This window comes from Paenibacillus sp. 1-8, assembly GCF_056316205.1.
Window position 1 is genome coordinate 872,636 of record NZ_CM149995.1, and the last position, 13,273, is coordinate 885,908.

Sequence of the window (13,273 nt, forward strand, 5' to 3'; positions counted from 1 at the left end):
ATGATCGAACGCTATAGCAGACCGGAAATGAGAGCGATTTGGACGGAAGAAAATAAATTTAAAGCATGGCTGGAAGTAGAACTGTGTGCCTGTGAAGCTTGGGCAGAATTGGGCGTTATTCCGAAAGAGGACACTGTGGCGCTGCGTAAGAACGCAAGCTTTGATATTGACCGGATCTATGAAATTGAACAGGAAACAAGACATGATGTCATTGCTTTTACCCGCACGGTGTCCGAAAGCCTTGGCGATGAGCGCAAATGGGTGCATTACGGCCTGACCTCCACGGATGTGGTAGATACCGCACTTGGCTACTTGTTGAAGCAGGCGAATGAAATTCTGGAGCGCGATATCTTGAATTTTATTGAAATTTTGAAGGAAAAAGCACTGGCTTACAAGCATACGCCGATGATGGGCCGTACACACGGGGTACACGCTGAACCGACAACGTTTGGCCTGAAAATGGCTTTGTGGTACGAGGAAATGAAGCGCAATTTGGAACGTTTCCGTTTTGCGGCTGACCAGGTTGAATACGGTAAAATGTCTGGTGCAGTCGGAACGTACGCTAACATTGATCCGTCTGTAGAAGAGTTTGTTTGCCGCAAGCTGGGCACCAAGCCTGCGCCAATCTCCACACAGACGCTCCAGCGTGATCGTCATGCCGAATACATGGCGACATTGGCACTGGTAGCCACATCGCTGGACAAATTTGCTACAGAAGTCCGCGCTCTGCAAAAAAGTGAATTCCGTGAGGTGGAAGAAGCCTTCGCGAAGGGTCAAAAAGGTTCCTCCGCAATGCCGCACAAACGCAATCCAATCGGCAGCGAAAATATATCCGGTCTGGCGCGTGTGATTCGCGGGCATATGGTATCCGCGTATGAGAACGTAACACTGTGGCATGAACGCGACATTTCACATTCTTCCGTGGAACGTATCATTTTGCCGGATGCAACGATGCTGTTGAACTACATGCTGAACCGTTTTGGCAATATCGTGAAGAACCTGACGGTATTCCCTGAAAATATGAAGCGCAATATGGCGCGTACGTATGGCGTACCGTTCTCCGGTCGTATTATGACGAAGCTGATCGACAAGGGCTTTAGCCGTGAAAAAGCCTACGATACCGTGCAACCGCGTGCTATGCAGGCGTGGGAAGAGCAACGCCAATTCCGCGAAATCGTTGAGGCGACTCCGGAAATTACCGTCGTGCTTAGCGCGGACGAAATCGAGGATGCTTTCAACCCGGCTTGGCATCTGAAGAACGTGGATACGATCTTCAAAAAACTGGGATTAGGGGAATAGGAGAGAGGGGTGGCGCTTGGTGAGGCCGCTGCGCGAACAGATCATTCTTCCGATTGCTGTTGCCTCTGGATTCCTGTGATTGTATAAGACCAGATAATGGTTGGAATCCAGAGGCAAAGGCAAGCGCTGACGCTTCTTCAGAACGATTCCGTCCGCTCCGCTGCTTCCAGCACCAACCTTCGTGTGGGAGCAGGAATAGGGGGCGGTGCGGCACATAAGATGCCGCACCACCCCAAAGAGCGATAGAAAAGCTTGTTCCACTGCTTTTCTATCGCATAGTAACGTTCTCGTGAGGGTTGCCGAATTTGCGTAGCAAACGGCCTGCAGCCCTCCCGAGAACGCGCAAGGCTCAAGGAGCGAAGCCTTGAGCCAACGTATAAGTGCGCATGCGTAGATATGCGCACGACAGGCGAAGCCTGAAGGCTCGGCGGCATGACGTGCCGAGCTACGGCCACGGGCCGAATGGTTTGGCGGTATGTCTTACGCCGAGCCATGGTACAACCATAAGCTGCAAATAAAGTTGCAAAGTTGATACGAAGCGAACGCTCGTAAAAACGTCGATATGCGCCAACGTAAAAGCGTTGCTGGATTAAAGCTTGTGTCAACAAGCCTTAATCCAGCGGAACGCGCTCACACCACCCCAGCTACAATAAACAGCCCCGCCCACTCACTGCGCCAAACCCTTGCGGGAGTCCCGAGGGCAGCAGCCCTGGGGGTCCTCCCCGAGGGGAGGATTTAGGAGGGGCAAAGGTTTGAGGGGCCATACTCTTTTGAAAGAGGTGTATTAGATGTCATTGTCTACCGCCGAGGGTCTGATCCATGCGCCGCTCTTGTACAAAGGCAAGGTGCGTGAGCTGTATGATCTCGGAGAGCATTTTCTGATTGTCGTGACGGACCGGATTTCGGCCTTTGATTATGTGCTGGAGCCACCCGTGCCCGAAAAGGGGAATGTGCTGAACAAGCTCAGCGCTTTCTGGTTTGAACAAACGAAAGACTTGTTGGAAAACCATGTCGTGCACACCGATGTGAACAAGCTCGGACATGTGATCGACGAACAGAATAAAGAGTTGCTGAAGGACCGGATTATGGTCACGCTGAAGGCTGAACGCATCGACATTGAGTGTGTGGTGCGCGGATATATTACCGGAGGCGGCTGGCGTCAGTATGAGCAGAACGGTGAGGTGAACGGGATTCCATTGCCGAAGGGACTACGAAAAAATGAGCGTTTTCCCAAGCCTTTATTTACACCGGCTGCGAAAAATGATGTTGGACACGACGAGGACATTTCTCTCCATCAGATGAAAGAGCTGGTCGGGGCTAAACTGACAGGCGAGCTTGAGGAAAAAAGCTTGGCATTGTACGAATTTGCGCGTGCTTTCTGCGAGAAGCATGGAATTATTTTAGCTGACTGCAAGTTTGAGTTTGGTCTTGTTGATGGAAAGGTTATTTTGATTGATGAAATTTTCACCCCGGATTCATCCCGTTTCTGGGCACAGGAAAAGTATGAACTGGATGTCGAGATTGACAGCATGGACAAGGAGCCGGTGCGAAGCTATTTGGCAGCATCCGGTTGGGACAAGAACAGCAAGCCCGATCCATTGCCTGCTGAGGTCGTAGAAGAAACAACTGCAAGATATACGGATATTTGGCGGCGTCTGACGGCACAGTAAATAGTAATCATAATTCAACCAATAGGATTCACTCATTCGGAGGAGGAACTGAAGGAACATGATGAAAGCAACGGTCTATGTCACAATTAAGCAAAGCGTTTTGGACCCGCAAGGGGTTGCGGTGCAAGGCGCACTGCATTCTATGGGCTTCGGAGAAGTGGACAGCGTCAGAATTGGTAAGTATATGGAATTGAATCTGGATACAACAGACCGCGAGAGTGCTGAAAAGCGCATCATTGAGATGTGCGAAAAGCTGTTGGCCAACACGGTCATTGAAGACTACCGCTACGAACTGGAGGGCTAATTCCATGAAATTTGCAGTTCTGGTTTTTCCGGGCTCCAACTGTGATATTGACTGCTATAAGGCGGTAGAGGACACGGTCGGTGAACCTGTCGATTATGTTTGGCATACTGCGACGGATCTGTCGCCTTATGATTGTATTCTTGTTCCAGGAGGCTTCTCCTACGGGGATTACCTGCGCTGCGGCGCGATTTCCCGGTTTGCCCCGGTGATGAAGGAAGTAGCCAAAGCGGCTGCCGAGGGCAAATACATTTTGGGTATTTGCAACGGTTTTCAAATTTTGACCGAAGCCGGGCTGTTGCCGGGTGCTTTGCGTCGTAATTTGTCGATGAAGTTCCTTTGCCGTGATACGGTGTTAAAGGTCGAGAATAACAAAACGCCTTTTACAAAAGATTATGCTGCTGGTGAAGAGATCGTCATTCCGATCGCACACGGCGAAGGCAACTATTACTGTGATGATGAGACGCTGGCTCGCTTGCAGGCGAATAACCAGATCGTATTTACGTATAAAGATAATCCCAACGGTTCCATGACGGATATCGCAGGGATTTGTAACGAGCAAGGTAACGTACTGGGCATGATGCCCCACCCGGAACGCGCGGTGGACGCATTGCTTGGAACGGATGACGGTAAACGCATGTTTACATCTATTTTGAACGCTTGGAGGGATCGACATGGCGCAGCAAGTGTCCGCTAAGGAACCAACGGCAGAGCAGATTGCCGAGCATAAACTGTATCAGCAGATGGGTGTGTCGGACAGCGAATATGCGTTGATCTGTGAATTCATGGGACGTCAGCCGAATTATACGGAGATTGGCGTATTCAGTGTCATGTGGTCAGAGCATTGTGCTTACAAAAACTCCAAGCCGTTGCTGCGACGTTTTCCAACGAGTGGCCCACGAGTTCTGATGGGACCGGGTGAGGGCGCAGGGATTGTAGATATCGGTGATAACCAGGCAGTTGTATTTAAAATCGAAAGTCATAACCATCCGTCGGCTGTAGAACCTTTTCAGGGGGCAGCGACAGGGGTAGGCGGCATCATCCGTGATATATTCTCCATGGGTGCAAGACCTGTGGCGGTGCTGAATTCTCTGCGTTTTGGCAAGCTGGAGAGCGACCGTGTGAAATATTTGTTCGAGCATGTGGTATCCGGTATTGCCGGATACGGGAACTGTATCGGTATTCCGACGGTAGGCGGCGAGGTTGTATTCGATGAAAGCTACGAAGGCAATCCACTCGTTAATGCAATGTGTGTCGGACTGATTGACCATGATAAAATCCAGCGTGGTGTTGCTAAAGGGGTCGGTAACCCGGTGTTCTATGTGGGCCCGCCGACAGGTCGTGATGGGATTCACGGAGCGACATTCGCATCGGTTGAGCTGACAGAGGAATCTGAAGCGAACCGGACTGCGGTTCAAGTAGGCGATCCTTTTATGGAGAAGCTGGTTATGGAATCATGTCTGGAGCTGATCGACAGCGGTATTGTGCTGGGTATTCAGGATATGGGTGCCGCAGGACTTACCTGCTCCAGCGCGGAGATGGCGAGTAAGGCTGGCAACGGCCTTGAGCTGTATCTGGATCGGGTACCGCAGCGCGAAGAGGGCATGACATCTTATGAAATGATGCTGTCTGAATCACAGGAACGGATGCTGTTCGTAGTAGAGCCTAAGGATGAAGCACAGGCACTGGAAATTTTCGAGCGCTGGGGTGTGATTTGTGCCAAGGTCGGTAAAGTGACGGATGACGGACGTTTGCGTTTGTTCCATCATGATGAAGTGGTGGGTGACATGCCAGTAACGGCGCTGGTGGACGAGTGTCCGATTTACGATAAGCCTTCTGAAGTTCCAGCTTATTATGAGCAGAACGCTGCCATTGACACACTGCGTTATGCAGAAGTGACGGATTTGAACGGTGCGCTGAAAAAGGTGCTGTCTTCGCCAAGTGTAGCCAGTAAGAAATGGGTATATGAGCAGTATGATTACATGGTTCGCACCAGCACGGCCGTTCGTCCGGGCTCGGATGCGGCAGTAGTGACCGTGCGCGGAACCCGCAAGGGACTTGCCATGACGACGGACTGTAACGGACGTTATGTATACCTTGATCCAGAGGTAGGCGGACGGATTGCGGTCAGCGAAGCAGCACGTAATATTGTATGCTCCGGCGGCGAGCCACTGGCGATTACGGATAACCTGAATTTCGGTAATCCTGAAAAACCGGATATTTTCTGGCAAATGGAAAAAGCTGTAGACGGGATGGCAGAAGCTTGCCGCGTACTGGATACACCTGTCATCGGGGGCAACGTCAGCTTGTACAACGAAAATGCCAAAGGTTCCATCTATCCGACGCCGGTTGTCGGCATGGTAGGTCTGGTGCATGATACGGATCATATTACGACACAAGGCTTTAAAGCCGAAGGTGACGTGATTGTCCTGGTGGGAGAAACGAAGGCCGAGCTGGGAGGCAGTGAGTTCCAAGCTGTCGTACACGGTGTATCCGAAGGACGACCGCCTGAGCTGGATTTGAACGTGGAGAAAAAGCTGCTGAATGCGGTGCTTAGCGCCATCCAATCAGGCTTGGTACAATCTGCGCATGATCTGGCAGAGGGCGGATTGGCTGTAGCGCTTGCGGAATCTGGAATTAGCGGCGGATTGGGAGCACAGGTCAACGTAGAAACGACCTTGCGTCCTGACCATGCTTTGTTTAGCGAAAGTCAGTCCCGCATTTTGTTATCTGCATCGCCAGATCAAGCGTCTGCGCTGGAAGCACATCTGCGTGGTTTGGGAGTGCCAGTTACCGTATTGGGAAAAGTTGAAGGATCACAATTGACAGTTGAGGTGAACGGACAACCCGCTTTGAACGAGGCAGTCGCCAGTTTGAAGCAAATCTGGGAGGATGTCATTCCATGTCTGATGAAATAACAGCACGGACGTTGTGGACTGGAGATTATTATAATGAAGGCTCTGGTAAAGAGGGGCTGTTTGATAAATTAAAAGAGGAATGCGGCGTATTCGGAGTGTACAGGCACTCCGATGCTGCTTCTCTAGCATATTACGGATTGCATGCACTCCAGCATCGTGGGGAGGAAAGCGCGGGCATTTGTGTGAGCAGTGGAGATGAGTTCCATTATCATCGTGGAATGGGCCTTGTTAAAGAAGTGTTCAATAAAGATTTGATGGCTTCGCTGACAGGCGACATTGCCATAGGACATGTGCGCTACTCGACAAGTGGAGACAGTAAGCTGACGAATGCACAGCCCTTGGTGTTCAAGTATCGTGATGGCGATCTGGCGGTAGCGACGAACGGGAATATCGTGAATGCCTTGCAAATCCGGCATGAGCTGGAGCAGGGCGGGTCTATTTTTCAAACGACCAGCGATACAGAGGTCGTGGCGCATTTGATCGCCCGGTCGTCCAAGGATTTGGTGGAAGCCGCCAAGGATGCATTGAAGCGTATTGTCGGTGGGTTTGCTTTTCTCATTATGACCAACGATAAACTGCTGGTAGCTTCCGATCCCAATGGCTTGCGTCCTTTGACGATGGGCAGATTAGGTGATGCATATTTGTTTGCTTCCGAAACCTGTGCTTTGGAAACGATTGGAGCAGAGCTATTGCGTGATATCGAGCCGGGTGAGCTGTTGGTGTTGGACAAAAATGGACTGCACGAAGACCGTTACAGTGAAGGCAAGCATCGTAAAGCGCTGTGCGCGATGGAATATATTTATTTTGCCCGTCCTGACAGTGACTTGAATGGTTCTAATCTTCATGCTGCACGTAAACGTATGGGTAGCCAGATGGCTTTGGAAGCTTTTGTCGATGCTGATTTGGTTACCGGGGTACCGGATTCCAGTATTTCTGCGGCGATTGGTTATGCAGAGCAGACAGGTATTCCTTATGAATTGGGCATGATTAAAAATAAATACACCGGACGTACCTTCATTCAACCGAGTCAGGAGCTGCGCGAGCAGGGTGTGAAAATGAAGCTGAGCGCCGTACGCCGTGTTGTCGAAGGTAAACGGGTGATCATGATCGACGATTCCATTGTGCGGGGCACCACATCCCGTCGAATCGTGAATATGCTACGGGATGCGGGGGCGCTAGAGGTACATGTACGTATCACCTCGCCGCCTTTCAAAAACCCGTGCTTCTACGGCATCGACACGCCGGATCGCCGGGAACTGATCGCGTCGTCCAAAACCGTCGAGGAAATCCGCCAGGAGATTAACGCCGATTCGCTCTATTTTATGAGCGCCGAGGGCTTGATCGCCGCTGTGGGCGGACATAACGAAGAGGATTACAAAGGCGGCTTGTGCCTGGCCTGCTTCGATAATGATTACCCGACTCAGGTAGATTTCAAAGGCGAAGAAAAGCTCGGATGTAGTTGTTGAGAAAAGGGAACAAAAGAGGTGCATGGCAGGTGTGGGGATGGCGGTTCTGAGGGGGCCACTCCGCGAGTGGAAGGTTCTTACGATCGCTGTTGCCACTGGATTCCTGGATTGGAATAACCCCTTATAGGGTTGGAATCCAGCGGCAAAGGCGAACGCTTCGCTTCTCCAGAATCCTTCCACCCGCTGCGTTCCTCAGGTGTGCAGCATTTTGCAGCAGTGCCTGTACCTCTTTTGTTCCCACGGGGAAGAGGATAGGTAAGGTAGTTAAAAACTCATGGCATAACTATTTCATGCCATGAGTTTTTAAAGGGGCGGCCTGCGGAGCCGCCCATGAGCGAGCAGAGCGAAGCTCCATAGCAGGTTGGCGAAGCTACCTGCCTCAAACCTGAGGGCTAGAAAGTAAGCCAGCCTTTGGCGCTGCTTACTTCCTAGCCCTGGCACGTCCCCGCCTTTGCGAAGCAAACAGCCCGGGACGTGCCCCGCCGCCTCAGGCGGCTACGCAGCCAAGCGTGTCCTTTGTGATTGGCGGGATGATCCGCCGATCACAAAGGACAACACGCGACTCCTAGCACGAACCAATCACCAAGCAACACCAACCCTACGCATCTAACCGACTCTTGAGGGGTTCAGGGGGAGCAGCCCCATGGAATCCTCCCTATTAGGGAGGACTTAGGAGGGTCAATCATTTGAAGGAGTGTTTATGAATGTCCGAAGCATACAAAAACGCAGGGGTAGATATCGCTGCCGGTAATGAAGCAGTAGAACGGATGAAAAAGCACGTCAAACGTACCTTCCGTCCCGAAGTGCTGACGGATTTGGGCGGATTCGGTGCGTTGTTCGGCCTGAATAAGGATAAGTACGAGGAGCCTGTACTCGTTTCCGGTACAGATGGAGTCGGTACGAAGCTGAAGCTTGCTTTCGCGATGGATCGTCATGACACCATTGGTATTGATGCGGTTGCGATGTGTGTGAACGACATTGTCGTCGGGGGCGCAGAGCCGCTCTTTTTTCTCGACTACCTCGCTTGTGACAAGGTTATACCTGAGAAAATCGAAGCTATTGTTGCCGGAATCGCAGAGGGCTGTCATCAGTCCGGTTGTGCGCTTGTCGGCGGTGAAACAGCAGAAATGCCGGGGATGTACAGCGAAGGTGAATATGATATTGCCGGATTTACGGTCGGGATTGTAGATAAAAGCAAGATCATTAACGGCAGTTCCATTGCTCCCGGAGATACAGTTATCGGACTGGCCTCCAGCGGAGTACACAGTAATGGCTTCTCACTCGTTCGCAAGCTGTTGTTGGAACAGCATGGATACAGTCTGCATGATGAAATCGAAGGCTTGAACGGCAAACTGGGTGATGTACTGCTGGAGCCAACGAAAATTTATGTGAAATCCGTTTTGGCTTTGCTGGACAAGGTAAAGGTAAAAGGCATGGCGCATATCACGGGCGGCGGTTTTATCGAGAATATCCCTAGAGTGCTGCCGGATCACGTTAATGTGGATATAGAATACGGCGCTTGGCCGATTCTGCCGATCTTCCAGCTTATGCAGGAAAAAGGCGCAATCTCCAACAAAGACATGTTCACAACCTTTAATATGGGAATTGGAATGGTTATCGTTGTAGGCGAAGAGCATGCACAGGCTGCGCTGGAAGTTCTGAAAGAACAGGGCGAAGCCGCTTATATTATCGGAAAAGTAACGGAAGGCAGTTCTATCGTGACCTTTACGGGAGCCAAGGTGTAATGAAGGATTACCGGGTTGCTGTTTTTGCGTCAGGTGAAGGAACGAATTTTCAGTCATTGGTGGATGCGGCTACGAGAGAAGAACTGGGCGGAGCAACGGTGGAACTGCTGATCTGTGACAAGCCTGCGGCTCCTGCCGTAGCCAGAGCACAGAAAGCCGGAATTGCGTGTCATACTTTTCGACCCAAGGAATATGCTTCCCGCGAAGATTATGAGCGGGAACTGGTGGCTTTGCTGGAGCAGAATTCCATTGATCTCATCGTGTTAGCAGGCTATATGCGTTTGCTATCCAGTGTCATGGTGGATGCCTACGCCGGAAAAATCATCAATATTCATCCGTCGCTACTTCCTGCATTTCCAGGGAAAGATGCTGTTGGACAGGCATTGGCCTATGGAGTCAAGGTAAGTGGAGTTACCGTTCATTTTGTGGACGGGGGGATGGATACGGGAGCAATTATTGCCCAGCGTGTCGTAGAAGTACACGACCATGATACAGCGGAATCCTTATCCGCAGCCATTCAATCCGTGGAACGTCAATTATATCCAGAGGTGGTTGGCAGACTGGCTCAAGGCAAAATTCAATTGGATGGCCGTAAGGTGATTTCACTTCTCTAAAGATGATTGTAATTTGTCATATCATTGTCATATCAAGGATGCCGTATAGGCATTTTCCGATATTTCTCGGGAAATAAATTGATAAAGAGCTAAAGGAGGAGAAATGGTGAGTATTAAAAGAGCGCTTGTCAGCGTATCAGATAAACGGGGGATCGTGGAATTTTGCCGCGAGTTGTCCAAATTGGGTGTGGAAATCGTTTCGACAGGGGGAACGAGCAGCTTGTTGTCGAAGGAGGGTATTCCTGTCATCGGCATTTCAGAGGTAACAGGATTTCCTGAAATTATGGACGGACGTGTTAAAACACTCCATCCTGCGGTACACAGCGGCCTGCTGGCTGTTCGGGATAATGAGGAGCATCAGCGTCAGATGAAGGAGCTTGGACTGGATTATATTGATCTGGTCGTTGTGAATCTGTATCCTTTTGCGGAAACGATCGCCAAACCCGGTGTAACCTATGAGGACGCGATTGAAAATATTGATATCGGCGGTCCAACTATGCTGCGTTCTGCGGCAAAAAACCATGCATTCGTAAGTGTGGTAGTAGATGCGGACGATTACAGTACAGTGCTGGACGAAATCCGCAAGGATGGCGATACCGAGCTGAATACTCGTAAGCGTTTGGCAGCAAAGGTTTTCCGTCATACAGCCTCATACGACGCGCTCATCTCCGATTATTTGTCGAATGTGACAGGCGAGCCTTTGCCTGAGCGTTACACGGTAACCTATGAAAAAATTCAGGATTTGCGCTATGGCGAGAATCCGCATCAGCAGGCAGCATTCTACCGTCAGCCGTTGGCGGCCAAGGGTACACTGACGACAGCGAAGCAGCTTCACGGCAAGGAACTGTCCTACAATAATATCAACGATGCTAATGCGGCCCTGCAAATTGTTAAAGAATTCAGCGAGCCAGCAGTGGTAGCTGTTAAGCATATGAATCCTTGCGGCGTGGGAATCGGCGGCAGCATTTATGAAGCGTACAGCAAGGCGTATGCGGCTGATCCAACTTCCATTTTTGGCGGCATCGTAGCGGCTAACCGGATTATTGACGGAGATACAGCGAAGAAGCTGAGCGAAATCTTTTTGGAAATTGTACAGGCACCGGGCTTTACGGAAGAAGCACTGGAGATTTTGACGAAAAAGAAAAACATCCGTTTGCTCGATCTGGGCGAGTTGTCCACATCTGAACAGGCTGAGGGCCGTTTCGTAGTTACTTCCATTGAAGGCGGCATGGTTGTTCAGCAGAACGACATTCACGCTGTAGACCCGGACGCGCTTACCGTAGTGACAGATCGTGCGCCTTCCGAGGAAGAACTGAAACAGCTTTTGTTTAGCTGGAAAGTGGTTAAGCATGTGAAGTCCAATGCCATCGTACTGGCAGCAGACAATATGACTATTGGCGTGGGCGCGGGACAAATGAACCGTGTCGGAGCGGCTAAAATCGCTATTGAGCAGGCTGGAGAAAAAGCAAAGGGTGCTGTGCTGGCTTCCGATGCATTTTTCCCGATGGGCGATACGCTGGAGCTGGCAGCCCAAGCAGGCATTACGGCAGTTATTCAGCCGGGCGGCTCCATCAAGGACGAAGAATCCATCAAGGTTGCTAACGAACACGGCATTGCGATGGTCTTCACAGGCGTGCGTCATTTCAAACACTAGCTTGTATTAGCTGAGAATGCAGCAGCATTCTCTCACACGAGGATTTTGCAAAATCTTGACACCATAACGGGAGCGGGAGGAATCACCTGAATGGATATTTTGGTTATCGGTGGGGGCGGCCGCGAGCATGCGATTGTGTGGGCACTGAAAAAAAGCCCCAAGGCCGGACAAATCTACTGCGCGCCGGGCAATGCCGGCATCGGGCAGTTGGCGGAGTGCGTACCGATTCCGGTGAGTGATTTTAACGCGTTGACAGAGCTGGCGGAATCCAAAAAGGTCGGACTTGTTGTGGTTGGCCCCGATGATCCGCTGGCAGACGGAATTGTGGATGCTTTTGAAGCGAAAGGCATTCCGGTATTCGGACCGCGTAAAAATGCAGCGGAAATTGAAGGCAGCAAAATCTTCATGAAGGATCTGCTGCACAAATACCATATTCCGACAGCGACCTATCGCAAGTTTTATACCTACGAGGAAGCACATGCTTACTTGAAGGAACAACCAATTCCGATCGTCATCAAGGCAGACGGACTGGCAGCAGGCAAAGGAGTAACGGTCGCTTACTCGATGGAGGAAGCGGAAAAGGCTTTATCCGACATTATGGTAACAAAGGTGTTCGGTGAAGCTGGGGCGCAGGTTGTGATCGAGGAGTTTCTGGCCGGACAGGAAATGTCGATTCTTTCCTTTGTGGATGGTGAAACGGTTCGCCCGATGGCAGCGGCGCAAGATCATAAGCCTATTTTTGATGGTGACAAAGGGCCGAATACGGGGGGGATGGGCACGTATTCCCCATTACCGCATATAGCCAATTCGATTATTGAGGAAGCCATTGAGACCATCATTAAGCCGACGGCAAAAGCGATGGTGGCTGAAGGTCGTCCGTTCCGGGGCGTTTTATTCGCGGGATTGATGATTTCTCCGGACGGTAAGCCGAAGACGATTGAGTTTAACGCACGCTTCGGTGATCCGGAAACGCAGGTTGTACTGCCACGGCTAAAATCTGATCTGCTTGATATTTTCCTGGCTGCTGTGAATGGCACGCTGGACCAGGTAGAGATTGAGTGGAAAGATGAAGCGGCGGTATGTGTGGTGTTGGCTTCCGGGGGCTATCCCGGTACGTACGCCAAAGGGGTGCCGATCCACGGACTGGATCAGGCGAATGAAGCCACCGTGTTTCATGCCGGTACAGGCATCAATGAACAGGGCGAGTGGGTCACAAACGGCGGACGTGTGCTGGGCGTGGTCGGCTTGGGACGTGATATTGCCCAAGCGCGGGACAAGGCGTATGAACAGGCGGCACATATTACCTTTGAAGGCAAGCAAAACCGTACGGATATTGCGGCAAAAGCACTGCTACAGTAGTGTCTTTGCAAGATTAAGGGAACCTCATCGGGGTTCTCTTTTTTTCGTTTGACAAAAGTATCCTATAGGATTAAAAAAACAAAACTGAAAGGAGAGTCAACCTGTGTTATATGCAGGATGGCTCTCCTTTTTGAATTTATTTGCAAATATGACATGCAATGAAACTTTTTGCGCTTTGTTTTCGTTTACAATAGAAGCTGAAGGTTAAAAATGGGAAAATAAACCTGTGTGCTGAGTGCATACGGGG

Annotated in this window: 11 protein-coding genes; 10 read left to right on the forward strand and 1 reads right to left on the reverse strand. The window is 50.7% G+C overall.

From position 1 onward, the window contains the following. Entirely contained in the window at nucleotides 1-1,299 is a 1,299-nt protein-coding gene (gene purB, locus AC0WRU_RS04045) for an adenylosuccinate lyase (protein WP_476127315.1), read from the forward strand. Nucleotides 1,300-1,436: 137 nt separating this feature from the next. On the opposite strand, the gene AC0WRU_RS04050 is transcribed toward purB, so the two are convergent. After that, nucleotides 1,437-1,904 (reverse strand): hypothetical protein, encoded by a 468-nt coding sequence (locus AC0WRU_RS04050; protein ID WP_476127316.1) that lies wholly within the window; start codon nucleotides 1,902-1,904, stop codon nucleotides 1,437-1,439. Between the two features lie 183 nt (nucleotides 1,905-2,087). Between AC0WRU_RS04050 and AC0WRU_RS04055 the strand changes: the two genes are divergently transcribed. The 9 genes from AC0WRU_RS04055 (at nucleotide 2,088) to purD (ending at nucleotide 13,026) form a co-directional block, all read left to right on the forward strand. Continuing rightward, complete coding sequence (locus AC0WRU_RS04055) at nucleotides 2,088-2,969, forward strand: phosphoribosylaminoimidazolesuccinocarboxamide synthase (RefSeq protein WP_476127317.1); 882 nt, start codon at nucleotides 2,088-2,090, stop codon at nucleotides 2,967-2,969. Between the two features lie 58 nt (nucleotides 2,970-3,027). Next, nucleotides 3,028-3,273, forward strand: a complete 246-nt coding sequence (gene purS / locus AC0WRU_RS04060; protein ID WP_013308797.1) for a phosphoribosylformylglycinamidine synthase subunit PurS — start codon at nucleotides 3,028-3,030, stop codon at nucleotides 3,271-3,273. A 4-nt stretch (nucleotides 3,274-3,277) separates the two neighbouring features. Next, nucleotides 3,278-3,967, forward strand: coding sequence for a phosphoribosylformylglycinamidine synthase subunit PurQ (gene purQ / locus AC0WRU_RS04065; RefSeq protein ID WP_476127318.1), 690 nt, complete (start codon nucleotides 3,278-3,280; stop codon nucleotides 3,965-3,967). Next, nucleotides 3,945-6,188, forward strand: a complete 2,244-nt coding sequence (gene purL / locus AC0WRU_RS04070) for a phosphoribosylformylglycinamidine synthase subunit PurL (protein WP_476127319.1) — start codon at nucleotides 3,945-3,947, stop codon at nucleotides 6,186-6,188. The genes purQ and purL overlap by 23 nt, the downstream gene beginning before the upstream one ends. Beyond that, complete coding sequence (purF, locus tag AC0WRU_RS04075) at nucleotides 6,173-7,654, forward strand: amidophosphoribosyltransferase (protein ID WP_476127320.1); 1,482 nt, start codon at nucleotides 6,173-6,175, stop codon at nucleotides 7,652-7,654. The genes purL and purF overlap by 16 nt, the downstream gene beginning before the upstream one ends. Nucleotides 7,655-8,358: 704 nt before the next feature. After that, nucleotides 8,359-9,399 (forward strand): phosphoribosylformylglycinamidine cyclo-ligase, encoded by a 1,041-nt coding sequence (gene purM, locus AC0WRU_RS04080; protein WP_476127321.1) that lies wholly within the window; start codon nucleotides 8,359-8,361, stop codon nucleotides 9,397-9,399. Next, complete coding sequence (gene purN, locus AC0WRU_RS04085; protein ID WP_476127323.1) at nucleotides 9,399-10,013, forward strand: phosphoribosylglycinamide formyltransferase; 615 nt, start codon at nucleotides 9,399-9,401, stop codon at nucleotides 10,011-10,013. The genes purM and purN overlap by 1 nt, the downstream gene beginning before the upstream one ends. 106 nt (nucleotides 10,014-10,119) lie before the next feature. After that, nucleotides 10,120-11,667, forward strand: a complete 1,548-nt coding sequence (purH, locus tag AC0WRU_RS04090; RefSeq protein ID WP_476128562.1) for a bifunctional phosphoribosylaminoimidazolecarboxamide formyltransferase/IMP cyclohydrolase — start codon at nucleotides 10,120-10,122, stop codon at nucleotides 11,665-11,667. A gap of 90 nt (nucleotides 11,668-11,757) precedes the next feature. Beyond that, nucleotides 11,758-13,026, forward strand: a complete 1,269-nt coding sequence (gene purD / locus AC0WRU_RS04095) for a phosphoribosylamine--glycine ligase (protein WP_476127324.1) — start codon at nucleotides 11,758-11,760, stop codon at nucleotides 13,024-13,026. The last annotated feature ends 247 nt before the right edge of the window (nucleotides 13,027-13,273 follow it).